The following is a 25363-nucleotide window of genomic DNA, read 5'->3' on the forward strand; positions in this document are numbered from 1 at the left end:
TCGCGCCCCGGCCTGCTATGGGAAGAGCGGGGCGACCGAGGAAAGTGCGCGCGCAGAATGAAGCCGATCCATATCGACTATCTCAATGCCCTCGACATCGAAGCGCTTGCCATGACCGATGGCGAAATCATCGCCGCCGTCGAGGCGGGCCTCGTCGCCCAGGGCAAGGGCCAGACGGTGATCGAGCCGCGCGTCCATCTCGAACCGGATCCATCCTTCCACGGCCATTTCAATGTCTTGCGCGGCTACGTCGCCCCGCTCGACACGGCGGGCGTGAAGATCGTCGGTGACTATGTCGACAATTATCTGCACGGCTTGCCCTCCGAATTCGGCATCCTCAATCTCTTCGATCCGCGCACCGGCACGCCGCGCGCCATCCTCGACGCCACCGTCATCACCGACATGCGCACCGGCGCCGTCACCGCCATCGGCGCCAAACATCTGGCGCGCAAGAATTCCAAGGTGCTCGCCCATATCGGCGCGCGCGGCACCGCCTACTGGAATGTGCGGCTGCTCGACCATCTCTTCGACTTCGACGAGATCCGCGTCCATTCGCGCCGCTCGGAAAGCCGCGACGGCTTTGCCGCCAAACTCGCCGCCGATCTCGGCAAGACAGTCACGGCGGTCGCCGACTGGAAAAGCTGCGTGGAGGGCGCCGACATCGTCGTCGAGGCCTCGCGGCTGCCGGAGCCGCAGCCGCTGCTCAAGACCGAATGGATCAAGCCCGGTGCGCTGGTCGTGCCCTATGGCACGATGAGCGCGGTGGAGCTGTCGCTGACCGACATCATGCAGAAGATGGTCGTCGACGACTGGGGCCAGTGCAAGGGCGGCAAATTCGGCTCGCTGCGCGCCCATGTCGAGACCGGACGGTTGAGCGAGACGACGCTGCATGCCGAACTCGGCCAGATCGCCGCCGGCCTCAAGCCGGGCAGGCAGAGCGACGACGAGACCATCCTGTTCTGGCACCGCGGCCTGTCGCTCTCCGACATTGCGCTGGGCAAGGCGATGCTGGCCAAGGCAGGGGAAAAAGGCATCGGCCAGAGGCTGCGTTTCGCATGAGCGCGCTGATCCTCACCGGAGCCGGCGTCAGTGTCGGTGATGTCGCCACCGTCGCCCGCCAGGCGCGCAAGGTGGAGATCGGTCCCGAAATCATCGGCAGGCTGGACAAGGCGCGAAAAGTGCTCGACCAGGCCGCCGCTTCCGGCCAGCAGATCTACGGCCTGAACACCGGGCTCGGCGCCAATCTCGGCACAACAGTCGACGGCGACGCCAGCGCCTTCCAGCGCCAGTTGCTGGAAGGCCGCAGCGGCGCGGTCGGCGAAGCGCTCCCGATCGAGACCGTGCGAGCCACCATGGTCGCCCGCGCCTCGATGCTGTCGGCCGGCGGCTCCGGCCTGTCGCCCACCGTGTTCGTCGCTCTGGTCGATGCGCTTAATGCCGGCGTCCATCCGGTGATGCGGTCGCTCGGCTCGATCGGCGCCGGCGACCTCGTGCTGATGACCGCTCTTGCCCGCCTGCTGACCGGCGAAGGCGAAGCCGACTACCAGGGCCGCCGCATGCCGGCGGCCAAGGCGCTCATGATGGCCCGCCTCGCTCCCATCAGCCTGGCGCCGAAAGATGGGCTGTCGCTGATCAACGCCTCGGCGGTCTCCGCCGGCAGCGGTGCGCTGGTCGTGACGGATACGCTGTCGGCGCTGGCCCAGCAGCAGCAGGCCGGGGCGCTGACCATGGAAGGTTTTGGCGCCAACCGCACCATCCTCGATCCGCGCCTGCAGATGGCGCGGCCGGCCGCCGGACAGCAGGAGGCGGCGAAGGCCTTGCACGACCTTCTCGCCCGCGACGAGATGCCGGCGCCCACCACCATTCAGGATCCCCTGTCGATCCGCTGCATGCCGTCGATCCACGGCGCGCTGATCGAGGCGATCGGACAGGCGAAACGCGCCGTCGAGATCGAACTCAACGCTGCCGCCGACAACCCGCTGGTCATCGGCGACGACGAACTGGTGATGTCGACCGGCAATTTCCACACGGCCGCACTCTCGCTTGCCTTCGAGACGCTCGGCCTGGCCATCGCGCAATGCGCCGCCGCGAGCGTCGCCCGCTTCATCCAGCTCACCGGCTCGAGCCGCAACGGCCTGACCAAATATCTGTCACCCATCGGCGGCGCCTCGGCCGGTTTCGTGCCGCTGCAGAAGACCGCGACATCGATCCTGGCTGCCATCCGCCACAAGGCCAATCCGGTGATGCTCGACTTCCTGCCCGTTTCGGAAGGCGTCGAGGACCACGCGACCCAGTCGCCCCTCGCCGTTTCGAAATGCGCCGGGATGATCGCGCTATGGCGGCGGCTGATCGCCTTCGAATTGATGGCGGCCGCGCAGGCCGTCGACCTGCGTGAAGGATTTACGCTGGCGCCGCGCACCGGCGCGATCTATGCGGCGGTGCGCGCGCATGTATCGATGCTGAAAGACGACCGGCCGCTGGGGACCGACGCCGAGGTGCTCCAAGCGATGCTCGCCGATGGAGCGTGGCAAGGCGCCGCGGCGGCCAGCAAAGAAGCCGAATAATCAGCTCTTTGCGTCAACTCTTTTCATGAACAGGCTGAGCTCCGCCGGGTCCATGTGCACGACGTGCCTGTCCTCGGGATAGGCGCCGCTGGTGACGTCGGCAACATATTCGGAGAACGCCGCCACCCGCTCCGCTTGCAGCCGGTCATACTCGGCGGCGAAGTTGCGGTAGACCTTGGAGTGGCGCGGCATGTGGCCCCGGTTCTGGCCGAGAATGTCGTCGGCGAACAGATATTGCGCGTCGCAGCCGGTGCCTGCCCCCATCGACAGCATGATCAGCGAGGTGCGCTCGGAAATCGCCTTGGCAACCTCGACCGGCACCACTTCGATCTCGGCGCCGACAGCGCCGGCGGCCTCCAGCTGCTTCACCGCCTCGAAAACCTGGAGGGCGGTGTCGGCGGTCTTGCCGACCGCCTTGAAGCCGCCGGTCCAGGTGGCGCGCGACGGAATGAGGCCGACATGGCCGACAACGGGAATGGCATCGTCAGCCATCCGCTTGATGGTGGCGTAGCCGGCGCTGCAATAGACCGCGTCGGCGCTTGCCTTGTAGAGCCGGAAGGCCCAGCGCACGAAATCATCCGCCGTGCCGATCTCGAAGAAATTCTCGCCCGGCATGGTGAACAGGCTGGGCGCGGCATCGCGATATTCAGGGTTCAGCACCAGTTCGGGCGGCACCGAGACGACATCGACCCCTGCCCGCTCGGCCGCCTCCGCCTCATCCAGGTTGAGCACGCGCAGCATGGTCAGCTGGCGCTTGCCCTTCATCGCGCGCAGATCGGCGACGGTCGGTCTCTTTCGGCTCATTTCAACGTCCCCTCTGTGATGCTGGATTGGTTGCCGCGCGTCAAATCTGGATCATCACCTTACCGGCCTCGATCTTCACCGGATAGGTCGCGAGATTGACGCAGACCGGCGCGCCCTTGGCGGCACCTGTCTTGTAGTTGAAGCGGCCATTGTGCTTGGGGCATTCGATGATGTCGTCCATCACCAGCCCGTCGGCCAGATGCGCCTTCTCATGCGTGCAATAGCCGTCGGTGGCGAAGAACTCGTCATCGGGCGACCGGTAGACCGCGAAGCTGCGGCCACCATGGTCGAAGCGGATGACGTCCTCTTCCTCGATATCATCCACCGCGCACGCTTCAACCCAATCAGCCATCTCGGTCTCCTGCAAAATTCGCGATCGCTATTCGGCCGCCGCCGACATATCGATCTCGTGGAACTCGCCGCGATAGGGTCTGGCCGTCGGCGGCAATTCGCGCTTGAGGTAATAGTCTTCGTATTTCAGCTGCCTGAGCAGGACCGGCCAGACCTCGCGATAGGCGTTCCACATCGACGGGTTCGGCTCGGGCAGGTCGTGCTTGATCAATTCATGCAGCCTGGGCAGCGCGTGATACGGCACCATCGGGAACATGTGATGTTCGACATGGTAGTTCATGTTCCAGTAGATGAACCGGCTGATCGGGTTCATGTAGACGGTGCGGGTGTTGAGCCGGTGGTCGACGACGTTGTCGGCCAAGCCGATATGCTGCAGCAGGCCGGTCATCACCATGTGCCAGGTGCCGTAGAGGCGCGGCAGGCCGACCAGCACCAGCGGCAGCCATGATCCCAGCGCGATCGCAAGCGCGATCGTCGCAACGTACACGGCCATGTGCCAGCGGGCGGCGACCACAGCCTTGTGTTGTTCCATCTCGGGGATGTAGCTCTTCTCCTCCTCCGATAGCGTGCCGAAGGCCTGGCGCACCAGCGTCGGCAGCGAATAGCGGAAATCGAGAATGCCGGTGAAGGCGAGCGCCGCCTTCAACAGGTCCGGCGGGCGCATGACAGAGATCTCGGCGTCGCGGCCGACGATGATGGTGTCGGTGTGATGGCGGGCATGGCTCCAGCGCCATTGCACGGGATTGCGCATCAGCATGAAGGAGGCGATGTGGTAGACGACGTCGTTCATCCAGCGCGTGCGGAAGGCCGTGCCGTGGCCGCATTCGTGCCAGCGCGAGTCGCTCGACGAGCCGTAGAGCACGCCATACACGAACAGGAACGGCACCACCCACCACGAGCCCCAGAACCAGGCGACGCCGGCGGCCGAGACCACGATGACGGCGAGCCAGATCGCTGTGTCGCGGATCGCCGGACCGTCCGAGCGCTGCATCAATTCCTTCATCGCCTTGCGCGGCACGTCGGTGTGGTACCATTCGGCCGAGGCCAGGCCGGTCTCGATCGCGGCCCGCGTGCTTTCGCCGACCAGGCTGTAATCGCGCTTTGTCTTGGCCGTCGTCATCGTCGCCTCCCACGGCCCCGAGAGCATGATGCCAAAAAGTGTGAAGCGGTTTTTGGACGACATCATGCTCTATCTCTTCGATTTAGATGCCGTTGGCGCGGAATTTTCCGTCGAGGAAGGTTTTCGCGCGCGGCACGTCGTCCTCGGTCAGATGCTCGATGATGACCGGGATGTTCGGGTGCTTTTCGCTGAGCCGCTTCAGGTAAAGATCATAGTTGAGCGAGCCGAGGCCAGGCGCCGGCAACTCGATCTCGCCGACGCCGCGGAACGTCAGTCCCTCATGCGCGTCCTGGTCACCGATGTCGGCATGCTTTTCCGACTTGTCGCTGCCCGAGCGCTTCACATCCTTGGCGTGCGCGATGCGGATCTTGTCGGTCAACGTGTCGAAAACCTGGTTCAGCACCTGGTCCATGCGGTCGATGTTGTGCGCTTCGAAGTAGTTGGTCGGGTCCATCAGCAGGCCGAGGCCGGGATGGTCGACCTGCGCGAACATCTTCACCGTCTCCTCGACCGAGCCGACGACATTGTTGACATAGGTTTCGAGCAGGAAGACCGCGCCATGGTCATAGGCGGTCTGGGCAAGATCCGAAATCACCTTGCGGCACTCCTCGAAACCTTCCTCGGTCTTGTTCCTTGGGTGATGCACCCAGTCGGATTCGGTGTTGTAGGTTCCGGTCTCCGAGATCACGTAGGGCGAACCGAATTCGCGCGCGTTGCGGATGATTTCCTTGAGATAGCCGACGCGTTTCTCGCGCTCGGCTTTGTCGGGATGGATGATGTTGGTGTAGCCGGAGATGCAGCAGACCGGCAGATTATGATCGCGGAACGCATCACGCACTGTTCTTGCCTTGTCCCTGGTGATCTGCCCGGCGGTGAGATCGATATCCCGGAAATGCAGGTCGAGCTGGACGGTGTTGAAGCCGAGCGCGCGGATGCGCCTGGCAGCCTCGTCGAGTTCGTAGGGGAAGTAGCCGGTGAAGATCCCTGCCTGCATCATGATGTGAGCTCCTCCCGGTAAGCGATTCAGCCGCCACGCTTCTTGCGCGGTGGCGTACTTCAGTTGGTCGAGATTTCAGAAAGCCTGACGGTGCGGCCTTCCGCCATCGAGCGGTAGCCGGCCTCGACCACCGCCATGGTCTTGACGTTGTCGGCAACGGAGAGGGCCGGTGGCATGCCAGTCTTCACCGCATATTGCAGCTGCTCCATCACGCCGATGAAGGCGTGCGGAAACCACATCGTGTCCCAGTTGGGCGTCACCCACTCACCGCCCGTCGTCTGCGTCGAGGCGTAGGTCAGCGTCGAAGCGACGCCCGTCGGCCAGCCGATCGTGCCCTTGGCGACACCCTTGGTGCCGTCGACACGCCAGTTGATGTGCTGGTCGTCGCGATAGCCCTGCTCGCGCGGGCCGGACCAGACATCTTCCAGCGAAACGGCGAGCACCCCGGAGGGGAAGCGCAGCGTCGACACGGTAATGCCGTCGGAATGGTCGAAAGCCGTCCGCGGATCCTTGCGCGTCAGCGTCGTGATCTCCTGGGGATCACCGAACAGGAAGCGCAGCACGTCGAGATGATGCACGCTCATATTGGCAAGCGTCAGCCTGTTATAATCGGCAAGGAAAGCCTGCCAGTGCGGGATCGCATGCATGTCGATCTGCGCGAAGACGATGTCGCCCAGCGCACCGCTGTCGACGATCTGTTTCAGGACGCGCATCGACTGGTCGTAGCGCATGTTCTGGTTGACCGAGAGGATCTTGCCGGACCTTGCCGCCTCGTCGCGCAGTTTGACGGCTTCCTCAACCGACAGCGCCAGCGGCTTTTGCGCCAGTATCGCCTTGATGTGTGGCTGCCTCAGCGCGTGACGGATGAGAGCCGGCTGCTGGTCGGGCGGAAAGGCAAGGTCGACGATCTCGACCCTGGAATCCTCGATCAATTGCTCGGGCGTATCGTGAACGATCGGAATATCCCAGCGCCTGGCCACCTTCTCGGCGCTGGCCTTAGTCCGCGAGGCGATCGCCACCACCGGGAAGCCGGCTTGCGTATAGGCGGCCAGATGGCATTCGGCCATGATCATACCCGCACCAACGCAACCGATCCGGTATTCCCTGCTGCGAACCTTCACATCCGGTTCGAAATCCGCGCCTGCCATCCATTCCTCCCTGGAGGACAGCATATAGCGCCATGGCTTGCCGGTCGGCCAAGGCCGGCCCCATCATTTCCCATCACTGCCGTCATCAGGGACGGCTGTCACTGGGCTTTATGGATGACCGCCTCGCCCTTCTCACCAACACGGACCGCGAGCCTGTCGCCGGAAGCAATTCCCGCAATGTCGCAGACCACCAGCGGCATATGGATGTCGTAGAGAAACTCGGCGACGATGGCCCCCACCGCCAGGATCGGGTCGGGCCGCTCCAGAAGGATCGCCGCCGGCGCGGTGCCCCGGCGGATCGCTTCGGCCAGGACAGAGGACGAGGAGGACGAGCCTCGCCCGCTCGGCATGACCAGGATCTTGCCGGCGACATTCTGCCCGAGACCGGGATGCGAATGGTCGATGATTTCCCCCGTCTCGGCGTCGATGCCGCCCCAGAAACTGAGCGGCTGCGAGAACACCAAAGCCGGGCCATCGGCCTCGCCGGCAAGTTGGAAAGTGCCCAGCCGATCGGCCGCGTCCGTTGCAACCAGCTGCGTCACGAGGCACCCCGCACGACATGTCCGGCCGCGGCGGAGCGGATGCAATCCGCCATCTCGGCGAAGGCGACCGTCACGCCGATATTGCCCGGCGCGTAATGCGCCCACTTGCCGGAATTGGTCATCACCACGCCGTCGAGGCGCTCGAGGATGGAGGTGACATAGGTGCAGGTGTCGGCGACCGGGATCAGGCCGAATGCCTCCATGCCGGCCAGTGCCCCTTCCTCCTGCAGCCGCGTCAGCGTGGCGCGCCCGGTGTTGACATAGATCGGGATGCCCCTGCCCGGCGCTGCCTCGCGCAGCATGGGCAACAGGCGCGTCCATTCCTCATGCGAAAAATGCGGCGTGCCCAGCGAGACGGCGGCAACCGGCGCCCCGTCGGCCACTCCGGACAATCTGGACAGCGCATGATCGATGTCTGCCTGGGTGATGCGGATCGTCTCATCCGGCGCGTGGCCGTGAAACGCTTCGTCGAGCGTGTTGGCCTCCGGCGTGATGTCGAGCCCATGGAACAACGCCACCGCGCCGGTCGTCGCGGCCGCCGCGCCCAGCGCCTTCAGTTGATCCTCGTCGCGCGGCTGCGGCAGGCCTGATATGACCGGAATACGGTCACCACTGGCTTGCCCGATGATCAGCCCGACGCCGACGAACAGGCTGTCGCTCGGTTCGGCCTCGGCGGTATCCAGTTCGAACAGGATGCGGCCGCGCCGGTTTTCGCTGAGATGCAGGCCCCAGGCCGGCGCGCGCCCGGTCATGGCGCAGCACAAATCGATGAAGTCGCCATAGCGGTTGGTGCGCGCACCGATCACCGAATTGGCGAAGACGATGGCGTTGGATTCGCCCCAGGCGATCTGCTGGCCGAATTCAGGCCGGAACCGTGTCTGGTAGGGCGCGCAGGTGAAGGTCGCCTGGCAGCCAAGTTCCAGGTGCGCCTTCATCAGCCGCCGCGCCGGCACCTCTTCCACCGCCGGCATCTTCACCATGCCCGGATGGATGAGATCGAACGAGCCGACATTGAGCGTCGTCGGCACCTGCACGCGCCCGCCGCCCTCGACCAGCCGTTCGACGATATCGAGCCCCGCCTTGCCGTGATAGAGGCAGCCATCGATATGGGCGCCTGAGATGTCGAGCAGGCCGCATGCGCCGATGGCGTTGGAGAAGGCGGCCAGGATTTTCATGGCGGCGGCTGCCGACGGGCCTTGCTCGCCGTCAAGCATGGATTGGTCGCGTGTGCTCAGTTCGAGGGTCATCAGTACTCCAGGCTCGCTATCCGAAAAGAACAGCAGGACAGAGGGGGGCGTGAAGGAACGCCAACGGTCCTTATGGCCTACAGTCCTATTTAATTCGCAGCAATCAACACCGTGCTCTCCGGCGACCAGCGCAGCACCACGTCCTGCCCTTCCGCCAGCCTGTCGGCGCCGGTGTTCTGCACGATGACCTTCAGCGTCTGTCCGGCACGCTCGACGAAATAGGTGCTGTTGTTGCCGGCGAAGATGCGCTTGGAAACCTGGCCCTTCAGCATATTCGCATCGCCATCCAGAGCCCCGGCATCGGTGCCGATCCGAATGCGCTCGGGCCGCACGGCACAGCTCGCCTTGGCGCCTGCCGCAAGCCTGTCGCCGGCCCCGGCCGCAATCGCCGTGCCGTCCGGCAGCCGGATGCCGTTGCCGGTCGTATCGCCGCGAAAGATGTTGGCGTCGCCGAGGAAGGTGGCGGCGAATTCGCTTTTCGGCCGGTCATAGATTTCCTCCGGCGGCCCCTCCTGCACCAACCTGCCGTCCCGCAGGATGCCGATGCGGTCACTCATCGTCAGCGCTTCTTCCTGGTCATGGGTGACGAAGATGGTGGTGACGCCGATCTCGCGCTGGATGCGCTTCAACTCGATCTGCATGTCGACGCGCAGCGCCTTGTCGAGCGCGCCGAGCGGTTCGTCGAGCAACAGCACGCGCGGCTTGGTGACGATGGCACGTGCCAGCGCCACGCGCTGGCGCTGGCCGCCGGAGAGCTGGTGCGGCCGGCGACCGCCGAGCTTGCCCAATTGCACAAGGTCGAGCGCGCGCTGCACTTCCGCTGCGATCACCGCCTTGGCCTCGCCGCGCACCGAAAGGCCGAAGGCGACATTGTCGGCGACGCTCATATTGGGAAACAGCGCGTAGTTCTGGAACACCATGCCGATGCGCCGCTTTTCGACCGGCACCCGCTCGACGCTCTCGCCGCCGATGGAAATGCGGCCGGTATCTGGAAAATCGAAGCCGGCGATCTGGCGCAGCAACGTGGTCTTGCCGCTGCCCGATGGACCGAGCAGCGCGTAAAACCCGCCATCGGCGAAGTCGATGGAAACGTCATCCAGCGCCTTGTGCGCGCCAAAACTGCGCGAGACGTTCGCTACCTGCACGCCGGCCATTATTTCTCTCCGCCGAATTTGAAGAAGCGTGCCGTGAGCAGCATCAGCGCCATCGACACGACAATGATGATGGTCGAGACCGCATTGATCTCGGGCGTGAAACCCTTGCGGATCGCGGCGTAGATCTCGACCGGCAGCGTCGTCTGGCCGGGGGTCGACAGGAAGTAGGAGACGACGAACTGGTCAAACGACACGGCAAAGGCAAACAGCCCACCGGCGATGACACCCGGCGTGATCCAGGGCAGCGTGACGCGCATTGTCACCTGCCACTGGTTGGCGCCGAGCGAGCGCGCCGCCTCTTCCAGTTCCGGCGCGAAGGTCTGCAGCCGCGCCGAGACGACGACGATGACATAGGGCAGCGCCAATGCCACATGGCCGAGCAGGATGGCGAACAGGCCGCGCCCGATGCCGACGCCGAAGAAGAAGATCAGCATCGCCGTGCCGGTGATCAGCCACGGAATGGCGATCGGCGGGAAGAGCAGCGCCTGCAGCACCCTCTTGCCGCGAAATTCGTAGCGGTAGAGCGCCAGCGACGCCGCCGAGCCGAGCACCACGCTGATCAGCGTGGTGATGACAGCGATCTCGAGGCTGTTCCAGGTGGCCGCGATCAGCTGGTCGTTCTGCCACAGCGAGGCGTACCATTCCGTCGTCCATTCGAACGGCAATTGGTAGAAGGGCGAGACGTTGAACGACATCAGCGCCATGATGATGATGGGCAGATACAGGAAGGCGAGCAGCAGGATGATGTAGAGGCGGGCAAGTCCTTCGAGGATGCGGGTCGTCATCATCACGCGGCCCTCCGCAGCACCGGCGAGGCAATCGCCAGGATGACCAGCACGACGGCGAGCAGGATGAAGGACAGTGCGGCCCCGAGCGGCCAGTTGAACACGGCGACGAACTGGTCCTCGATCACCGTGCCGTAGAAGGTGCCGGTGCGGCCGCCAAGGATGCGTGGCTCCATGAACGAGCCGACGACCGGCACGAAGATCAGCGCCGCTCCCGCCACCAGTCCCGGCATCGACAGCGGGATGATCACCCGCTTCAGCACCTGCAGCCGCGAGGCGCCGAGCGAGCGCCCGGCTTCGATCAGCGAGCCGTCGATCGCCTGCAAGGTGAGGTAACAGGTCAGCACCATATAGGGCACGTAGGAGTGCACCAGCCCGATGATGACGGCCGGGTAGGAATACATCAGATCGATGTTGATCTTGAACGGCAGCACGGCATTGAGCGCCGTATCGAGGATGCCGCCTTCGCGCAAAACCATTGCCCAGGAGAAGATGCGCACCAGCCCGTTCGACCAGAACGGCAGGATGACGAGCAGGAAGATGGCCTCACGGCTGCGGCCCTTCAGCACCTTGGCGAGCACATAGGCTGCCGGATAGCCGATGACGACGCACCACAGCGTCACTTCGAGGCCGAGGCGCAGCGAGGCGAGCAGCAGCGTGAGATAAAGGCTTTGCGAGAAAAAGGTGGCGTAGTTGCCAAGCGTGAAAGCCCATGGCTTTCCGGTCAGCGGCAGGTCGGTCATGAAGGAGAAAAAGACCATGGCCGACAGCGGCAGGAAGATCGCCACCGTCAGCCAGAGATAGGCCGGCGCCAGCAACGGCAGAGCCGATCTCAGCCCGCTGCGCGATGCGACCGCTCCCTGTGCTGCCATGCCGCCCTCCTCCCACGATTGAAACCAGCCGGCGCGAACCGCCGGCTGGTCCGGACGTGGACTTTACTTCACGTCGACCTTGAGCTGCTGCCAGAGTGCCAGATAGGCCTCGCGCTGGGCATCGGTGATCGGCGCCTGGAACTGGATGCGCTTGGCGACCTCTGGATCGCCCATCACCTTGCGGTTGAAGGCATCCTGCGGCAGCGCCTCCACCGCCTTGGTGTTGGCCGAGACAGGCGCGCCGACCTTGGTGACCCATTCAACGTAGAATTTCGGGTCGATCATCCAGTTGATGAAGGCCTGCGCACCCTCGACGTTCTTGGAGCCGACCGGAATGGAGAAGGCATCCAGCCAGGCTACAGCGCCTTCCCTTGGAATGACCAGCGAAACCGGCAGCTTGAAATGCGTCTTGGCACGATCGGCCGAGCCGCTCCAATAGGTGCCGATATCGATCTGGTTGGAGGCGACCATCTGGTTCCAGTCGTTCTCCGAGCTCCAGAACGTCTTGATCTGCGGCATCAGCGAGGTGAGCTTCGTCTTGACCGCATCCATATCCTTGATGTCGTTGATGTTCTGGCCGGTGGCGATGGCGCCGAACTGCACCGCCTCGACGGCATCGTCGCGGATGACGACGCGGCCCTTATGCGCGGGATCCCACATTTCGGCGATCGACGTCGGTGGCTTGTCGAAGGATTTTTCATTGATGGCGAGCGCGGTCAGCCCCCACACCCATGGCACGCCATAGACCTTGCCGTCATGGTCGAGCATCGGTGAGCCGGCCTTGTCCTTGCTGATGTCTGCATAGTTCGGCAGTTTCGACACGTCGATCGGCTGGATCAGCTTTTCGGCCATCGCCTGGTCGTTGAAGGCGGCGTTGATCATGACCACGTCATAAAGCCCAGGATTGGTCCGGATCTTGGTCAGCATTTCCTGTTCGGAATTGAAGAAATCGTTGACGACCTTGTTGCCGGTCGCCTTCTCGAAGGCGGCGACCGCCCAGGGCTCGTCGGCGCCGTAGCCTTTCCAGTTGAGCACATGCACTTCGGCGGCACTGGCGGCCAGCGTGAGTGCGGTGGTGAAGACGGCGGTCGCCGTCAAGAGGGCAGTCAGTCTTGGCATGCGCATGTCGGTTCCTCTCTTTGTTTGCCCGCTTGGCGGGGCTTGTCAGGCTGTCTGATGGGCCTTCTGGTTCTGGCCTGGCGTGCCGGTCGCGGCGGCCTGGCTCAGGAAAGTCTGGATTTCCGCATCGGTTGGCGCCGATGAGCCGCCATGGCGGGTGACCGAAATGGCCGCCGCCGCATTGGCATAGCGCCCGGCCTCGAAGGGCGGCACACCGCGCGCCAGCGCACTGACGAAAGCGCCGATATGGGTGTCGCCGGCGCCGTTGGTATCGACTGCCGTGACCGTAAAGCCGGCAATGGTCTGCGCCGTGCCGTCGGCCAGCCTGATATGGCAGCCCCTGGCCGCCGAGCGGACGACGACGCCGGCGGCCCGGGGGCAATGGTCGGCAAGCAGCCGCGCAGCGAGGCTCTCGACATCACCTGGGCCGGCAATCTCGGCGGCTTCCGTCGCGTTGCAGCTCAGCCATGTGATGCGGGCCAGCACACGCGACAGGATGGAGCGCGGAATGTCTGAAATGACTGGCGTCGGGTCGAAGACGAACGGCGTTTGCCCGGGCAGCGCCTCGATCCAATCGGCGAGCGCGTCGCGGCTGCCCGCATAGCTCAGCGTATAGCCTGAGGTGAACACCCAATCATCCGGCGCCACCGATACCGGCGCCATCATGTCGAGGGTGAGGATGCTCTCCGCGCCAGGCCACGAGACGAAGGTGCGTTCGGCATCGCTCGAGATCATGGCAACGCAATTGCCGCTGTCCATATGAGGCGATGGCGGCGTCAGCGTCTCGATGCCCTCCGCGGCGAAGGCGGCGCGCAGGAAATCGCCGTTCGGCCCGCTGCCGAGCTGGCCGCCGAACACTACCGTCATGCCGGTGCGGCTGGCCGCGACCATCATGTTGAATCCGCCGCCGGCGACCTGGGCAAAGCTCGATGCCGTCTTCTCGCTGCCCGGCGCCGGCAAGGCGTCGATGCGGTAGACATAGTCGACCACCGCGCTGCCGATATGGACGAGACGCCCGCTCATGCCGCCGCATCCTTGCCGGTCTTCGCCAGCCTTGCCGCCACGAGATCAGCGGCAAGTGCGCGCACCTCTGACATGTCGATGCCGACAAGCCGGGCAACATGCTGCTGCGGCAACCGAGAAAAGCCCATGCAGGCGCCGGCCATGCCGGCCGCGATGGCGCCGATCGTGTCGGTGTCGCCGCCGAGATTGGCGCTGATGACGGCCGCTTGCCAGGGATCGCCGCCGGCGACTTCCAGCACCGCGAAGGCCGCCGGAACCGATTCCTGGCTGGCGACGCCGGTGCCGACCAGATCGGTGATCAGCCGGATCGCATCCCCCGTCATCTTGCCGCGCACCAGCTCCTGTGCCCAGACGATGCGCGCGGCGATGTCGCCGCCGGTCACCCAATGGCCAAGCGTCGCCCCTCGCCTGGCCGCAGCGACGGCACTGTCGGATGCGGCGCGCCAGTCGCCGCCGGAAACGCCACAGCTGACGGCGGCCGCAACCGCCGCGGCAGAGGCGATCGCAATGGACGTGTTGTGCGTGGCGCGGCTGGTCTCGGCCACCTTGGCGACGAATGCGTCGAGCGGCTCCAGCGGCATCATGATGCCGACCGGCGCGATGCGCATGGCAGCCCCATTGGTGTCGCCGCTGCGCCCCGCTTCCTCGACCGGCATGCCATTGTTGATGGCGTCGATGGCGCGCTTGGTCGACGGCCCCAGCAGATCGTAGCTGCCGCGCGCTTTGACCTCGCGCTCCCAGTCGAGCAGCGCGTTGACCCAGCGCGTGTGGTCGAAGCGCTCGCCTGAAACAACCAGGATGCGGCCGAGCAGCAGCGCCTGTTCGGTATCGTCGGTGATGGTGCCGGCCACGAGACCCTTCGACACCGGATGGTCGGCGAAAGGCGCGACGAAATCCTCGACATGGCCGTAGAGCTCGGCAATACGCGCCGGCGACAGGAGCTGCGTCGGCATGCCGAGTGCGTCTCCCAGCGCTCCGCCGGCAAGCGCGCCCATGGCGCGATCAAGCGTGTCCGGCATCGCTCAGAACCTCATATGCAGCGCGAAATGCGCGGGATTGAGCAGGCTGGTGACGTATTCGATCGGCCGGTCGTCGGCCGCACGCGTCAGCCGGCGGCCGCGCAGGAAGGGCGTGCCTTGCGGGCAACCGAGGATCGCCGCATCCTCGGCATTGAGCATCTCGATGCCGACCCACTCCTCGCCATGGTCGGGGATAAGGCCGGCACCGCGCAGCGTCTGGTGCAGCGAGCCTTCGCGCAGGCCGCGCAGCGGCACATCCTCAAGCTCCGGCGACAGTGGCAGGCGGCTGCGCTCGATGGAAATCGCATGGCCGTCGCTGGCATTGGTGCGCACCCGGTCGACAGCGATGAAGAACGGGCTTTCGATTTCCAGCAAGGCGGCGAGATCGGCGTCTTCGATGACCTCCAGCCGCAGCGTCCTTGTTTCGGCATTGGCGCCGGCATTGGCCAGCGCCCGCGACCAGCCGATGGAGTCGTCGACCGGCTTGCCGTCGAAGGTAACGAAGGAGCCGATGCCGACCTTGGTAGTGATCAGCCCGCGACTGGACAGCTCCTCGAGGCCCTTGCGGACCGTGTTGCGACTGACGGAAAAGCGCTGGACGAGTTCGTTCTCGCTTTGCAGGCGGTCGCCGAAGCCGAGCACGCCGGAGCGGATTTCATGCTCCAAAACAGTCGCGATCTGCTCGGGCTTGCCCGTGCCGGGAGACAGTTGAACCGCGCGCCGCTTCATATGCATACCTGTTCAGTGAACCTGTATAGTCCTGTTCAATATATGGTCGCGGCAGCCCTGTCAACGATCGCTGGATGAACGGCCCCATGCAGACAGTTTTGGCACGAACTGACCGAACCGGATCCTCGATATCGACGAGACCACCGAGGCCAGGGCATTTCCAAAAATATCATGAGAAAAGCAAAGCCCGCTCCGGGATACCGGGGCGGGCCTTGGAGGAGGATGAAGGGGTGGGACCCTCTCCTCTTGTTTCCACGGGGGTGTGGACCGAAATCACTATACGCCAGTCCTGCGGAATGTCGGATCACAAGCCGGCTCGCTTGCATCACAATCCGGTGCGCCTCGGCCCCGACGCCGTCACGAGAGTGCGATCATCCTGGTGGCTGGCAGGCAGCTAGATACGCCCCAGCACGACGAGGATGATGATGATCAGCAAGACAAGCCCGAGCCCGCCGCCGCCATAGTAGCCCGTTCCATAGAACGGCCCGCCGCCTAGCCCGCTAAAGCCGCCAAGCAGCGCGAGGATAAGAATGATGATGAGTATCGTGCCTAAGCTCATGGTTCCCGCTCCCTTGGGCGCCGATGCGCCGGTTTCGAACACCGTCGCTTGCGATGTTTCGAAGATGAGAACGTTCAAGCCGCCTTACCGTTCCGCCCGACTGTTCGCCAGCGAACGAAGGATCCGATTGTCCCGATGGACACAGGCCCGGAATTGAAAGCGCCCGACACGCGGGAGGCCCGCCCGAGTGCCGGGCCTCCGACCGGCCGGAGGCCAGGCCGTCAAAAGCCTCACGGCCGATCGTGCACGTCCCTCCCTGGCGGCTTTGGCGTCAGCGGCGGGCGATCAACAGGCAGAGCTGACGCAGGTCGCGATCGTAGCTGCCCTCACTGCTGAGCACGTCGACACAGCGCTTCTTCATGCGCGCCACCTGGCTGCTGGACATCTGGGCCACGACACCCGGCAGGTTCGGATTGCTGGGGGTCGAGAGATTGCTCGGGTTGGACGGATTGCTGGGATTGGTTCCAATGCCCACGCCGATGCCGCCCGTGCCACCGACATTGGCGCCGAGCCCGGCGGTGGCACCACCAGTGCCGTCAACATTGGTGCCTGCATTGATGCCGTTGCTGCCACCGACGGAAACGCCGAGCCCGGCGGTGGTGCTGCTGGAGCCGCCGACATTGGCACCGGCTCCGGCATTGATGCCCCCGCCGCCACCCACCGAGGCGCCGAGCCCGGCGCTGGCGCTGTTGGAGCCGCCGACATTGGCACCAGCCCCGGCATTGATGCCCCCGCCGCCACCCACCGAGGCACCGAGCCCGGCGCTGGCGCTGTTGGAGCCGCCGACACTGGCCCCGACCCCGGCATTGCTGCCGCCCACCGAGGCGCCGACGCCGAGGCCGGCTGCGCTTGCCGGCATGGAAAGAACGAGGACCATTGCACTACCCGCCAACATACTGGCGACTGTCTTGATGGTGAAAGCCATAACACTCTCCTGTTGTCGTTGCCCTATGACAGCCGGCGCACAGCCGACTGCAAACTCAGCTACGCCGCAGGTGAGATTCAGTTTCAATTTCGCGCCTACTAGCGTAGGCGATGGTATTTATTCCTAAAATACGGACAATATAAGAGGAGTAAAACTATACTACATGTGTAACGAATATTCCTAGCTTTGAAAAAACTCCATCGATATATTTTGTTGGATATGATGAAAAACGATTCTATGGGAATCGCCATTGTTGCCGGCAGGAACTTCACCAAAACAAAGGGAGGGAACGCATCAGCGCTTCTGTGAAATGGTGAACCGCCCGAGGGAAGCGCCGTTGGCCAACCCCACGCCAAACAGGATTGACCACCGCTTCAATCGACGGTCTTGTCCTCAGAATAGGCGATAGAACAGCCTGTAGCGCACACGTTCCATGTAAGCGCGATACTCCGGCTCGGCGGCCAGAAGGGCCTCCTCGCGCAGGATACGATACAGCTGCATATAGGTGATGACCACATAGACCGCGAGGTTGTGGAAGGAAAAGGCCGACAGCAGATAGAGCACATGGCCGGCAAGGTAGCCGGCATAGATCGGGTGCCGCACAATCCGGTAGGCGCCACCGGTCATCACACCGCGGTTGGCGGGCAGGATGGCAAAGGAACGGCCAAGCGATATCTTGCCCCAGATGACAAACAACAGCGCGACGAACTGCAGCGGCGCGGCGAAATAGACCGGAACAAGCGCTATGCCAGGCTGGAGGCTGATCAACGCAACCCCGAAACTGGCGGTCACGGAGACGATGACCGTGAGCGGATTCCAGTCACGCGTCACCGGACGCCGCGACAGAAGCAGCCAGGTGAATGTGAGGATCTCGGAAATCGCCACCAGCGCGGCGTTGAGCCGGGTGGGGTCCTCCACGAGCTGGGACACGCCCCGATAGACGAACAGCCCCGCGCAGGCCAGGGCACAGAGGCGAAAAAAGCCTTCGCGCAGGTCGACCAGTATTTCACGCCTTCGCGCGGCGGAGAAAAATCCGCCCTCATTACTGCGCGAAAACGCTTCACTTTTTGACGTGAGCAACGCAAACACCCCGATGATCCCTCAAAGCGACCATTGCACGCAACCATTGCCGTGCGGTTAACCCGGAAGATCGGATCGGCGCGAAATCGGGTTCGCGCCAGGCGCGAGATCAGGTTTAACGGTGTCAGTAGGGCGCCTGCAATTTATGCTTGCATTTTTGGAACAAATAAGGAACAATGCAAGGATTACCGCTGAGGCGGGCCAAGGTTTTTCGTGGGAGGACCAGCGATATGGCGAGCTGGAAGGATGCGTGGCTGCCCGCCGCCGCGATTGGATTGCGTGTGCCGATGAAGGTTTCGCCCGGCCGGCTTTTGGCTGCGCTCGCGGTCGTTCTTGCCCTGAACGTATCGGCGCTCGCCGCAGAGAAGGACTATGCTACCTGTATCGGCAAGGACATCGAGCCGGACAAGCGCATCGCCGCCTGCACGCCGATTGCCGGGGACACCACGGAGATGACGCGCATCCGCGTCATGGCCTACTTCTATCGAGGCGTCGCCTGGGACGACAGGCAGGATCAAGATCGCGCGATCGCGGACTATAGTGAGGCGATTGCGCTCGATCCAAAACAGGCCTCGCCCTACTTCAACCGCGGGGCCGATTGGTACGACAAGGGAGACGACGACCAGGCTATCGCGGATTTCAACGTCGCCATCAGCCTGGAGCCGTCGTCCAGTGATGCTTATTCCAGCCGCGGCGCCGCCTTCCTGCGCAAAGGCGAGACCGACGCGGCCATTCTCAATTTTCAGCAGGCGATCGAGGCCGATCCCGGCAACGGCAAGGCGCATGGCGGCCTCGGGATCGCCTGGGACAGGAAGAATGACCTGGTGCGTGCCGTCGCCGAATATGACGAGGCGATCCGCATCGATCCGCAGGACGTGATCGCCTACATCAACCGCGGCGTTGCCCGCGCCGCCAAGGGCGAATTCGATCCCGCCATCGCCGATTATGACGTTGCGCTAGGCCTCGATCCCAAAAACGCCTACGCCTATGCCAGCCGCGGTGCCGCCTGGCTTGGCAAGAACGATTGGATTCGCGCGATTTCCGACACCAGCAAGGCAATCGAACTCGATGCCGCTGGTGCGGAGGGTTACTATTACCGAGCCGTAGCGTGGGCAAGCAAAGGCAACAACGATCGCGCCATAGCCGATTTCGACAGAGCGATCGCACTTGATGCAAACTATGCCAGGGCCTATTTCGGTCGCTCCCTGGTGCGCACCCGCGGCGGCGACGCCACCGGCGCGGCCGCCGATTGCCGAAAGGCCGTCGAGCTCGATCCGAAAAAGGCAGATGGCTGCGACACAGGGCCGGTGGGCGCGAAGGCGCCGGCTGTGCCACAGACATCCAGGCCTGCCGCATCCCCGGTCTACGAACCGCTGCAACTCTACCCCAAAGAGGATCACTCCGAACTCGTTGCCTGGAATCTCAAACGGGGGCTGGAACAGCAGGTGCAAGGCGACGTCGGAGGCGCGATAGATTCATTCAGCTTTGCGATCCAGCTGGGTCCTTACGACGCCGGGGCCTTTTCCGACCGGGCGCTTGCCGAGGCATCCCAGGGAAAATACGCCACCGCCGCAACCGACTGCCGGCGCGCCATCGAACTCGACCCGAGGCGCGCGGGCTCTTGCAGCGAACATGCCCCGGGCGAAACAGCGCCGTCGGCTGCCACAGGGAAGGATCCTGCAGCCGCAAGAATCCTGCTCGAGCGCGCCTCGGCGCGGCTTGCAAAATATGGCGTCGAAGGCGCACTTCTCGATCTCGACAAGGCGATCAGCCTGGATCCCGAGAGCGCCGAAGCCTATTTCCGCCGGGCAGGTGCAAGGACACTGAAGGGCGATATGGTCGGTGCAGCGGCGGATTGCCGTCGCGCCGCCGAACTCGATCCAAAATGGGCGGGAGGTTGCAGTGAACAGGGTAAACACAGCAAACCGCCACCATTGCCGGACACTCAACAGCCCACGCCGTCAGCCCTCGTTCCCGATGTAACGGCCACGCAGGACACGCTGGCCGCGAAGGCCCTGGAGGCGACCGACCCGCAGGCCCTGGAAGCGATCCTTGGCGGCGATGCCTTCCTGGACATGGGCAAGTACGATCAGGCGATCGGCGCCTACAACCATGCGATTGCGCTCCACCCGAACAACCGGTTCGCCTATTTCGGCGGCGGCAAGGCCTGGGCCGCCAAACGCGCCTACCAGCTGGCGATCGCCGACTACGGCAAGGTCATCGAACTCGCCCCCAATTTTGCCGCGGTGCATTTTCGCCGGGGCCTCGCCAAGATCACGCTTGGCGACATCGATGGTGCTCTCGCCGATTGCGACCGCGCCGCCACGCTCGATCCGAAGGCGCGCGACGCATTTTACTGCAAAGGCATGGCTCAGCATGCCAAGGGCGACGCAGAAAGCGCAATCGCTGCCTATTCGGTGGCGATCGGAATCGATCCGAAGGACGATGCCAGCTATTACGGGCACGGCATGGCGTGGGCCGACGGCAAGGACTATTCGAAGGCGATTGACGACTTCGATCAACCCATAAAGCTCAGCCCCAGCAATCCAGACTATACGGTTGCGCGCAGAGCGACGGTGGCTGTGCTGTCAGAAGGTGGCGCCGCGTCGGATGTGGTCGGCTCAGACTCGAAGAACCTCAAGGCTTTCATCGACCGCGGCGAGGCCTTCTACGACGAAGGCAAATTCGATCGCGCCATCGCCGAATACAGCGAGGCGATTGCGCTCGATCCAAGAAAGGCCTCGGCCTATATCGGCCGCGGTCTGTCGCTCGTCGAGAAGGGCATGTACGACGCAGCCATCACCGACTTCGGCGAGGTGATCGAACTCTATCCCGGCCATTCAGACGCCTACATCGGCCGCGCCGTCGCGTGGACAAACAAGAACGAACTGGATCGTGCCATCGCCGACTACAGCCGTGTGATCGAACTCAACCCCCAATATGCGCCGGCTTATTTTGCGCGTGGCACTGTCTGGTTCACCAAGGGCGACTACGACCCGGCGATTGCCGACTTGGACCAGGCGCTGAAGCTCAATCCAAAGATGGCCCTCGCCCGCAAGAGTCGCGAATTGGCGATGCTTGCAAGAGACGAAGCCAACGCGTCGAAGATGCCGGGCCAAGCCGCTGGCCGGGCTGGCGAGCAAGCGACCAGGCCGAGTTGGACTTCGCTGGCCGCACAGACCTTCAACAAGGGTCGAGCCCTGTATAGAAAGGACGACTATGACGGCGCCATAGCCCTGTATGGCAAAGCGATTTCATTCTTTCCGGCGTTCCACGATGCCTATCTCGCCCGAGCAGAGGCCTGGGAGGCCAAGAGCGATTACGCGCATGCGGTCGCCGATTACAGCCAGGCGATTACGCTCAATCCGGGTCTTGCCGAAACCTACTACGACCGTGGCCAAAACCTCGGTTTCCAAGGCGATTACGATGGCGCGCTCGCGGACTACGACAAGGCCATCAGCCTCAACACCTCGGACGCAAGGGTCTATGCCGATCGGGGTCTCATATGGATGGGCAGGCATGAGGACGTCGCAGCGTTACGCGATTTCGAAAAGGCACTCAGCCTCGATCGCGGAAACCCCTTTGCCTATTTGGGCCGAGGCGTGATCCAGACCAGCAGGGCGGATTATGACGGCGCCATCGCCGATTTGAGCCAGGCGATAAAGCTCCAACCGGATTTCGCCACCGCCTACAACGCGCGAAGCATGGCGTGGGAAGCCAAGGGCAACCATAAGCGCGCCGAGGCCGACCGCAAGAAGGCGCTGAGCCTTGGCGTGAAGTAAGACAGTTCAGGAGGGCAGGAGGATGGGACGTTGGAAAGGCGTGGGCGTGGCGGCAGTAGCCGCTTTGTCGTTCGTTGCGGTGAAGGTGTTGCCCTGGGCGCTCGGCTTTGCTGGTGGCAAGTATCTCTACCACGCGGCAGGCTCGTCCGATCCGCAGACGCTGACCACTGCTCAGGTGAGCGAACAGATTGAGAGCCAGGGAAGCCAGATCTTCAAGGCAATCAAGCAGGAGTTTCCGCAAGACTACGAAGCCGTCGTGGAAAAGATCACGGCCGTGGCCAGGCTTGGAAATGTCGACCAGGTGCGAAACACCAGCAGGGTAGCGGTGGCCGATCTCAGGCAACGATACGCGTCCCTTCTGTCCTCGGCTCCGGACAGCAAGGCTGCGGAAGCCCTGCGCGCGCAATTGGACATGCTCAACCATGTCATGGCGCGGGAAACCGCTGCCACCTGCAACAACTACCTTCGCCAGGGGCCGGGCGCGCTCAGCACGCCTGACCGGGATTTTCTGGGTGACATGGACAAGATCGGCGCCACCCTGTTCCAAGCCCTCGGCGCGGCGAAAAAGGGCGGCCTGCCGGCCGCTTCGGCCAGCGATGAAGACTGGTCGCTGCTGGCCGACGCTTTCATCAAGGCCGGCGGCACTCCCGTCGAGATGAACGCCATTGCCAATATCAGCCTGGAATTCGAAGGGCTCTGCCCGGCCGTCGCGAAACTTTATACGTCCGCTCTGTCGCTGCAGGGTGAGGCCGGGCGGCACATCAAAACCACTTTGCTCTATGAGATCGCCCGGAATTAGCCGGGTCTGCGGATCCACGCGGTTGATCAGGATCTGTCATGCCTGGCGAGCCCCTTTGGGTCGACAGGCATACCTCGGTTTCGAGAGGCAGACTGGCCGCCCCCGGTTTACCGTTTCACGGACGACAACCACTCTAGCTTAAAGCTGAATTGCTGAAATACTTCGTGAAATCAGGGCGTTGCGTCAGAATCTTACCATCGGCGTCGCGCAAAATGCCCGCTTTGAAGAGATAGTCGCCGATGGCGTCCATTTTGGCCGGATCCATCGTGCCGATGGCGCCGTTCTCCGCGCGCAGATAGTGTCCGTCGATCAGCGCCTTCAGCGACGCCTCGATCAATGCCGGATTGGTCAAGGCGTCCTTGCTGGCGGCGATCAGCAGCGCGGCGGCTTCCTTCGGATGATCGACGGTGAACTGATAGCCGCGCCGCGTTGCCTGGACGAAGGCCGATGCCAGTGCCGGGTTTGCCTTGAGATAGGCTTCGCTCGAGGAAATCAGCGTTGTGTGCTCGTCGGGCACGCCGTAATCGGCATAGACGAAGCTGCGCTGCTTGATGCCTTTGAGTTCGGCCTCGACGCCCTCCCAAGTCGAGACTTCGAGCGTGAAATCGACGGAACCATTGGCCAGCGCTTCATAAGCGGAAGTGCCGAGCGTCACCGTTTCGAAATTGCCCTTGCCGCCATCGTGGCGGATGATGGTCGAGATCAGCGCGTTTTCCCAGGCGCTGCCGAAACCGCCATAGGTCAAGCCGTCAAGGTCCCTCGGACTTTTGATCTCGCCGCGCGCCGCATTGAAGACCACCCGGCCGGTTTCGGACTGCACCACGGCGTAGACGGCCTTCAGATCGGCGCCGGCGGTCTTCTGGGTGAACAGGCTGATGGTGCCGTTGATGCCGAAATCGGCGACGCGGTTGGCGACCAGCGTGCCGGCGCCGGTATCGCTATAGGGCAGAATATCCATCTCGAGGCCGGCCTCGCGGTAAAACCCCTTGTCGCGCGCGACGAACAGCCCGATGTGGTTGGTGTTGACCGTCCAGTCCAGCGCGACAGTGACTTTTGGCGTTGCCGCGAAGGAGCGGCTCGATCCGGCGATCAGCGGAAGTCCGCTGGCAAGGGTGAGCAGCAAGGCCTGCCGGCGTGTCAGGTCAATCATGGTCATGTCCTTTGGAGAGTTGAGGGTTGAGCAGAATGTCGAGGATCTCGGCTTCGAGTGCGCTGGCCTGCTGCGCGGCGGCGCCGGTCGGATTGCGCGGACGCGGCAGCGGCACCCTGATTTCACGCAGCACAAGTGCCGGGCGCGCCGACAGCACATAGATGCGGTCGGACAGGAACACCGCCTCGCGCACATCGTGCGTGATCAGCAGCGCCGTCCAGCCATGATGCCGCCACATCCGCTCGAGCCAGCGTTGCATGGCCGCGCGGGTCAGCGCGTCGAGCGCGCCGAACGGCTCGTCGAGCAAAAGCATGTCGCGCTCCTGCACCACCGTGCGCAGCAATGCCGCGCGCTGGCGCATGCCGCCCGAAAGCTGTGCCGGAAAATGCCGTTCGAAGCCGGCAAGGCCGAACTCGGCAAAAAGCGGCGCGACACGCGCCCGCGCCGCCTTGCGTTTGACGCCTTGCACCTCGAGCCCAAGCGTCGCGTTGTCGAGGATGCGCCGCCACGGCATCAGCGCGTCGCGCTGCGGCATGAACGCGAAATGCCGGCCATGGTCGTCGAGCGGCATACCGTCGAACAACATCTCGCCTTCGCCATGCTCGGCACCCGTCAGAAGCTGGAACAGCGTCGACTTGCCGGCACCCGAAGGCCCAAGGATCGAGACGAATTCGCCGGCACCGACGCTGAGCGAAATGTCGGCGAGCACGTCAAGCCCGCCGAACGCCTTGCGCACATGCCGCAATTCGAGCCGGCTCATCGCAATGGCCCCTTCCCCGCAGATTGCGGGCCGGCCCGCTCCCAAGGCATGGCGAGGCGCTGCAAGAGCACCGCCAGCCCGAACAGGATCAGCGTGAGCGCGGCACTGACGCCGACCGCGGCCAGCACCAGATCGGGGCGGAAATTGTTCTTGGCGTTGAGCATGTAGATGCCCAGCCCTTTGGCCGCACCGGCATATTCGGCGAAGATGGCGCCGACCACGGCATAGGTGATGGAGATCCGCAGGCCGGCGAAGAAATAGGGCAGTGCCGAAGGCAGCCGCGCCAGCACGAAGACGCGCCAGCGCCCTGCCCCCATGGCGCGCAGCATCCGGCCGATCTCCACCTCGGTCGCCTCGTAGCCCTGCACCAGAGCCACCAGCATCGGGAAGAAAGTGACCAGCGCTACCAGCATGATCTTTGGCGTCAAACCGAAGCCGAACCACAAAACCACCAGCGGCGCGATCGCCACCAGCGGCAAGGTCTGGCTGACGATGAAGACGGGAAACAGAGCGCGCCGCAGCGGCTGGAAGAATTCGACCAGCATAGACAGCGCGAAAGCGGCGGCGAGCGAGCAGGCAAAGCCGATCAACGTGGCGCGGATGGTGGGAATGGCGTTGTCGATCAGCGCCTCGCGATTGAGCATCGCCTGTTCGAAGACGCGTGACGGCGCCGGCAGGATCGTCGGCTTGATGCCGGAATAATCTGCGTAGAGTTCCCAGGCCATGAGCAGCAACCCGACCGACACCACGGCCGGTGCCAGCTTGGCGAAGAGGCCCGCGAGCTGCCGCGGGCGGCTGGATGACGATGAAACCACGAAAGGACAACCTTGACGG

The 25363-nt window shown here is 63.8% G+C and carries 24 protein-coding genes; 4 read left to right on the plus strand and 20 right to left on the minus strand.

Going from position 1 to position 25363, the window contains the following annotated elements:
• Positions 1-57: 57 nt before the first annotated feature.
• Positions 58-1059, plus strand: a complete 1002-nt coding sequence (locus tag ACWGS8_RS09610; protein ID WP_454580693.1) for an ornithine cyclodeaminase family protein — start codon at positions 58-60, stop codon at positions 1057-1059.
• Positions 1056-2564 (plus strand): HAL/PAL/TAL family ammonia-lyase, encoded by a 1509-nt coding sequence (locus ACWGS8_RS09615; protein ID WP_454580694.1) that lies wholly within the window; start codon positions 1056-1058, stop codon positions 2562-2564. The genes ACWGS8_RS09610 and ACWGS8_RS09615 overlap by 4 nt, the downstream gene beginning before the upstream one ends.
• Here ACWGS8_RS09615 and ACWGS8_RS09620 read toward each other — a convergent pair whose 3' ends face one another.
• From ACWGS8_RS09620 to ACWGS8_RS09700, 17 genes are all read right to left on the minus strand, one after another.
• Complete coding sequence (locus ACWGS8_RS09620; protein WP_454580695.1) at positions 2565-3368, minus strand: 3-methyl-2-oxobutanoate hydroxymethyltransferase; 804 nt, start codon at positions 3366-3368, stop codon at positions 2565-2567.
• Positions 3369-3408: 40 nt separating this feature from the next.
• A complete protein-coding gene (locus tag ACWGS8_RS09625) occupies positions 3409-3720 on the minus strand; it encodes a MocE family 2Fe-2S type ferredoxin (RefSeq protein ID WP_454580696.1) in 312 nt (103 codons plus the stop codon).
• Positions 3721-3747: 27 nt separating this feature from the next.
• Entirely contained in the window at positions 3748-4839 is a 1092-nt protein-coding gene (locus ACWGS8_RS09630) for a fatty acid desaturase family protein (RefSeq protein WP_454581255.1), read from the minus strand.
• A gap of 82 nt (positions 4840-4921) precedes the next feature.
• On the minus strand, positions 4922-5836 hold the full coding sequence (locus tag ACWGS8_RS09635; protein ID WP_454580697.1) for a sugar phosphate isomerase/epimerase family protein: 915 nt from the start codon (positions 5834-5836) through the stop codon (positions 4922-4924).
• A 59-nt stretch (positions 5837-5895) separates the two neighbouring features.
• Positions 5896-6984: a Gfo/Idh/MocA family protein gene (locus ACWGS8_RS09640; RefSeq protein ID WP_454580698.1), complete on the minus strand. Its 1089-nt coding sequence runs from the start codon at positions 6982-6984 to the stop codon at positions 5896-5898.
• Positions 6985-7082: 98 nt separating this feature from the next.
• Positions 7083-7526, minus strand: a complete 444-nt coding sequence (locus tag ACWGS8_RS09645) for an aconitase X swivel domain-containing protein (protein ID WP_454580699.1) — start codon at positions 7524-7526, stop codon at positions 7083-7085.
• Entirely contained in the window at positions 7523-8773 is a 1251-nt protein-coding gene (locus ACWGS8_RS09650) for an aconitase X (protein ID WP_454580700.1), read from the minus strand. Before ACWGS8_RS09650 ends, ACWGS8_RS09645 begins: the two co-directional genes overlap by 4 nt.
• Positions 8774-8862: 89 nt before the next feature.
• On the minus strand, positions 8863-9927 hold the full coding sequence (locus ACWGS8_RS09655) for an ABC transporter ATP-binding protein (RefSeq protein ID WP_454580701.1): 1065 nt from the start codon (positions 9925-9927) through the stop codon (positions 8863-8865).
• On the minus strand, positions 9927-10715 hold the full coding sequence (locus ACWGS8_RS09660; RefSeq protein WP_454581256.1) for an ABC transporter permease: 789 nt from the start codon (positions 10713-10715) through the stop codon (positions 9927-9929). The genes ACWGS8_RS09655 and ACWGS8_RS09660 overlap by 1 nt, the downstream gene beginning before the upstream one ends.
• Positions 10715-11584, minus strand: a complete 870-nt coding sequence (locus ACWGS8_RS09665; protein WP_454580702.1) for an ABC transporter permease — start codon at positions 11582-11584, stop codon at positions 10715-10717. The genes ACWGS8_RS09660 and ACWGS8_RS09665 overlap by 1 nt, the downstream gene beginning before the upstream one ends.
• Before the next feature lie 63 nt (positions 11585-11647).
• Entirely contained in the window at positions 11648-12709 is a 1062-nt protein-coding gene (locus tag ACWGS8_RS09670; RefSeq protein ID WP_454580703.1) for an ABC transporter substrate-binding protein, read from the minus strand.
• Positions 12710-12748: 39 nt separating this feature from the next.
• Positions 12749-13726: a carbohydrate kinase family protein gene (locus ACWGS8_RS09675; RefSeq protein ID WP_454580704.1), complete on the minus strand. Its 978-nt coding sequence runs from the start codon at positions 13724-13726 to the stop codon at positions 12749-12751.
• Positions 13723-14745 (minus strand): ADP-ribosylglycohydrolase family protein, encoded by a 1023-nt coding sequence (locus tag ACWGS8_RS09680; protein WP_454580705.1) that lies wholly within the window; start codon positions 14743-14745, stop codon positions 13723-13725. Before ACWGS8_RS09680 ends, ACWGS8_RS09675 begins: the two co-directional genes overlap by 4 nt.
• 3 nt (positions 14746-14748) lie before the next feature.
• Positions 14749-15474: a GntR family transcriptional regulator gene (locus ACWGS8_RS09685; protein WP_095203906.1), complete on the minus strand. Its 726-nt coding sequence runs from the start codon at positions 15472-15474 to the stop codon at positions 14749-14751.
• A gap of 394 nt (positions 15475-15868) precedes the next feature.
• Positions 15869-16033, minus strand: coding sequence for a DUF3309 family protein (locus ACWGS8_RS09690; protein ID WP_352627205.1), 165 nt, complete (start codon positions 16031-16033; stop codon positions 15869-15871).
• A 271-nt stretch (positions 16034-16304) separates the two neighbouring features.
• Entirely contained in the window at positions 16305-16958 is a 654-nt protein-coding gene (locus ACWGS8_RS09695) for a hypothetical protein (RefSeq protein WP_454580706.1), read from the minus strand.
• Positions 16959-17351: 393 nt separating this feature from the next.
• Positions 17352-17876, minus strand: coding sequence for a methyltransferase family protein (locus ACWGS8_RS09700; protein WP_454580707.1), 525 nt, complete (start codon positions 17874-17876; stop codon positions 17352-17354).
• A 392-nt stretch (positions 17877-18268) separates the two neighbouring features.
• On the opposite strand from ACWGS8_RS09700, the gene ACWGS8_RS09705 reads away from it, so the two are divergent.
• Together ACWGS8_RS09705 and ACWGS8_RS09710 are read left to right on the plus strand one after the other, a co-directional pair.
• Positions 18269-21820: a tetratricopeptide repeat protein gene (locus ACWGS8_RS09705; protein ID WP_454580708.1), complete on the plus strand. Its 3552-nt coding sequence runs from the start codon at positions 18269-18271 to the stop codon at positions 21818-21820.
• A gap of 22 nt (positions 21821-21842) precedes the next feature.
• Positions 21843-22619: a hypothetical protein gene (locus tag ACWGS8_RS09710; RefSeq protein WP_454580709.1), complete on the plus strand. Its 777-nt coding sequence runs from the start codon at positions 21843-21845 to the stop codon at positions 22617-22619.
• A gap of 133 nt (positions 22620-22752) precedes the next feature.
• On the opposite strand, the gene ACWGS8_RS09715 is transcribed toward ACWGS8_RS09710, so the two are convergent.
• The 3 genes from ACWGS8_RS09715 to ACWGS8_RS09725 are packed head-to-tail and all read right to left on the minus strand — an operon-like array spanning position 22753 to position 25344.
• Complete coding sequence (locus ACWGS8_RS09715; protein ID WP_454580710.1) at positions 22753-23769, minus strand: ABC transporter substrate-binding protein; 1017 nt, start codon at positions 23767-23769, stop codon at positions 22753-22755.
• Complete coding sequence (locus ACWGS8_RS09720) at positions 23762-24529, minus strand: ABC transporter ATP-binding protein (RefSeq protein ID WP_454580711.1); 768 nt, start codon at positions 24527-24529, stop codon at positions 23762-23764. The genes ACWGS8_RS09715 and ACWGS8_RS09720 overlap by 8 nt, the downstream gene beginning before the upstream one ends.
• Entirely contained in the window at positions 24526-25344 is an 819-nt protein-coding gene (locus ACWGS8_RS09725) for an ABC transporter permease (RefSeq protein ID WP_454580712.1), read from the minus strand. The genes ACWGS8_RS09720 and ACWGS8_RS09725 overlap by 4 nt, the downstream gene beginning before the upstream one ends.
• Positions 25345-25363: the final 19 nt, after the last annotated feature.

The sequence above is a fragment of the Mesorhizobium sp. 43Arga genome, from assembly GCF_053714255.1.

Coding starts and splice junctions, on each gene's coding strand:
- ACWGS8_RS09720 (WP_454580711.1), bottom strand. CDS start 24,529: ATGAGCCGGCTCGAATTGCGGCATGTGCGCAAGGCGTTCGGCGGGCTT.
- ACWGS8_RS09695 (WP_454580706.1), bottom strand. CDS start 16,958: ATGGCTTTCACCATCAAGACAGTCGCCAGTATGTTGGCGGGTAGTGCA.
- ACWGS8_RS09705 (WP_454580708.1), top strand. CDS start 18,269: ATGGCGAGCTGGAAGGATGCGTGGCTGCCCGCCGCCGCGATTGGATTG.
- ACWGS8_RS09650 (WP_454580700.1), bottom strand. CDS start 8,773: ATGACCCTCGAACTGAGCACACGCGACCAATCCATGCTTGACGGCGAG.
- ACWGS8_RS09670 (WP_454580703.1), bottom strand. CDS start 12,709: ATGCGCATGCCAAGACTGACTGCCCTCTTGACGGCGACCGCCGTCTTC.
- ACWGS8_RS09715 (WP_454580710.1), bottom strand. CDS start 23,769: ATGATTGACCTGACACGCCGGCAGGCCTTGCTGCTCACCCTTGCCAGC.
- ACWGS8_RS09665 (WP_454580702.1), bottom strand. CDS start 11,584: ATGGCAGCACAGGGAGCGGTCGCATCGCGCAGCGGGCTGAGATCGGCT.
- ACWGS8_RS09615 (WP_454580694.1), top strand. CDS start 1,056: ATGAGCGCGCTGATCCTCACCGGAGCCGGCGTCAGTGTCGGTGATGTC.
- ACWGS8_RS09685 (WP_095203906.1), bottom strand. CDS start 15,474: ATGAAGCGGCGCGCGGTTCAACTGTCTCCCGGCACGGGCAAGCCCGAG.
- ACWGS8_RS09640 (WP_454580698.1), bottom strand. CDS start 6,984: ATGGCAGGCGCGGATTTCGAACCGGATGTGAAGGTTCGCAGCAGGGAA.
- ACWGS8_RS09610 (WP_454580693.1), top strand. CDS start 58: ATGAAGCCGATCCATATCGACTATCTCAATGCCCTCGACATCGAAGCG.
- ACWGS8_RS09625 (WP_454580696.1), bottom strand. CDS start 3,720: ATGGCTGATTGGGTTGAAGCGTGCGCGGTGGATGATATCGAGGAAGAG.
- ACWGS8_RS09660 (WP_454581256.1), bottom strand. CDS start 10,715: ATGATGACGACCCGCATCCTCGAAGGACTTGCCCGCCTCTACATCATC.
- ACWGS8_RS09620 (WP_454580695.1), bottom strand. CDS start 3,368: ATGAGCCGAAAGAGACCGACCGTCGCCGATCTGCGCGCGATGAAGGGC.
- ACWGS8_RS09710 (WP_454580709.1), top strand. CDS start 21,843: ATGGGACGTTGGAAAGGCGTGGGCGTGGCGGCAGTAGCCGCTTTGTCG.
- ACWGS8_RS09680 (WP_454580705.1), bottom strand. CDS start 14,745: ATGCCGGACACGCTTGATCGCGCCATGGGCGCGCTTGCCGGCGGAGCG.
- ACWGS8_RS09630 (WP_454581255.1), bottom strand. CDS start 4,839: ATGACGACGGCCAAGACAAAGCGCGATTACAGCCTGGTCGGCGAAAGC.
- ACWGS8_RS09655 (WP_454580701.1), bottom strand. CDS start 9,927: ATGGCCGGCGTGCAGGTAGCGAACGTCTCGCGCAGTTTTGGCGCGCAC.
- ACWGS8_RS09635 (WP_454580697.1), bottom strand. CDS start 5,836: ATGATGCAGGCAGGGATCTTCACCGGCTACTTCCCCTACGAACTCGAC.
- ACWGS8_RS09690 (WP_352627205.1), bottom strand. CDS start 16,033: ATGAGCTTAGGCACGATACTCATCATCATTCTTATCCTCGCGCTGCTT.
- ACWGS8_RS09675 (WP_454580704.1), bottom strand. CDS start 13,726: ATGAGCGGGCGTCTCGTCCATATCGGCAGCGCGGTGGTCGACTATGTC.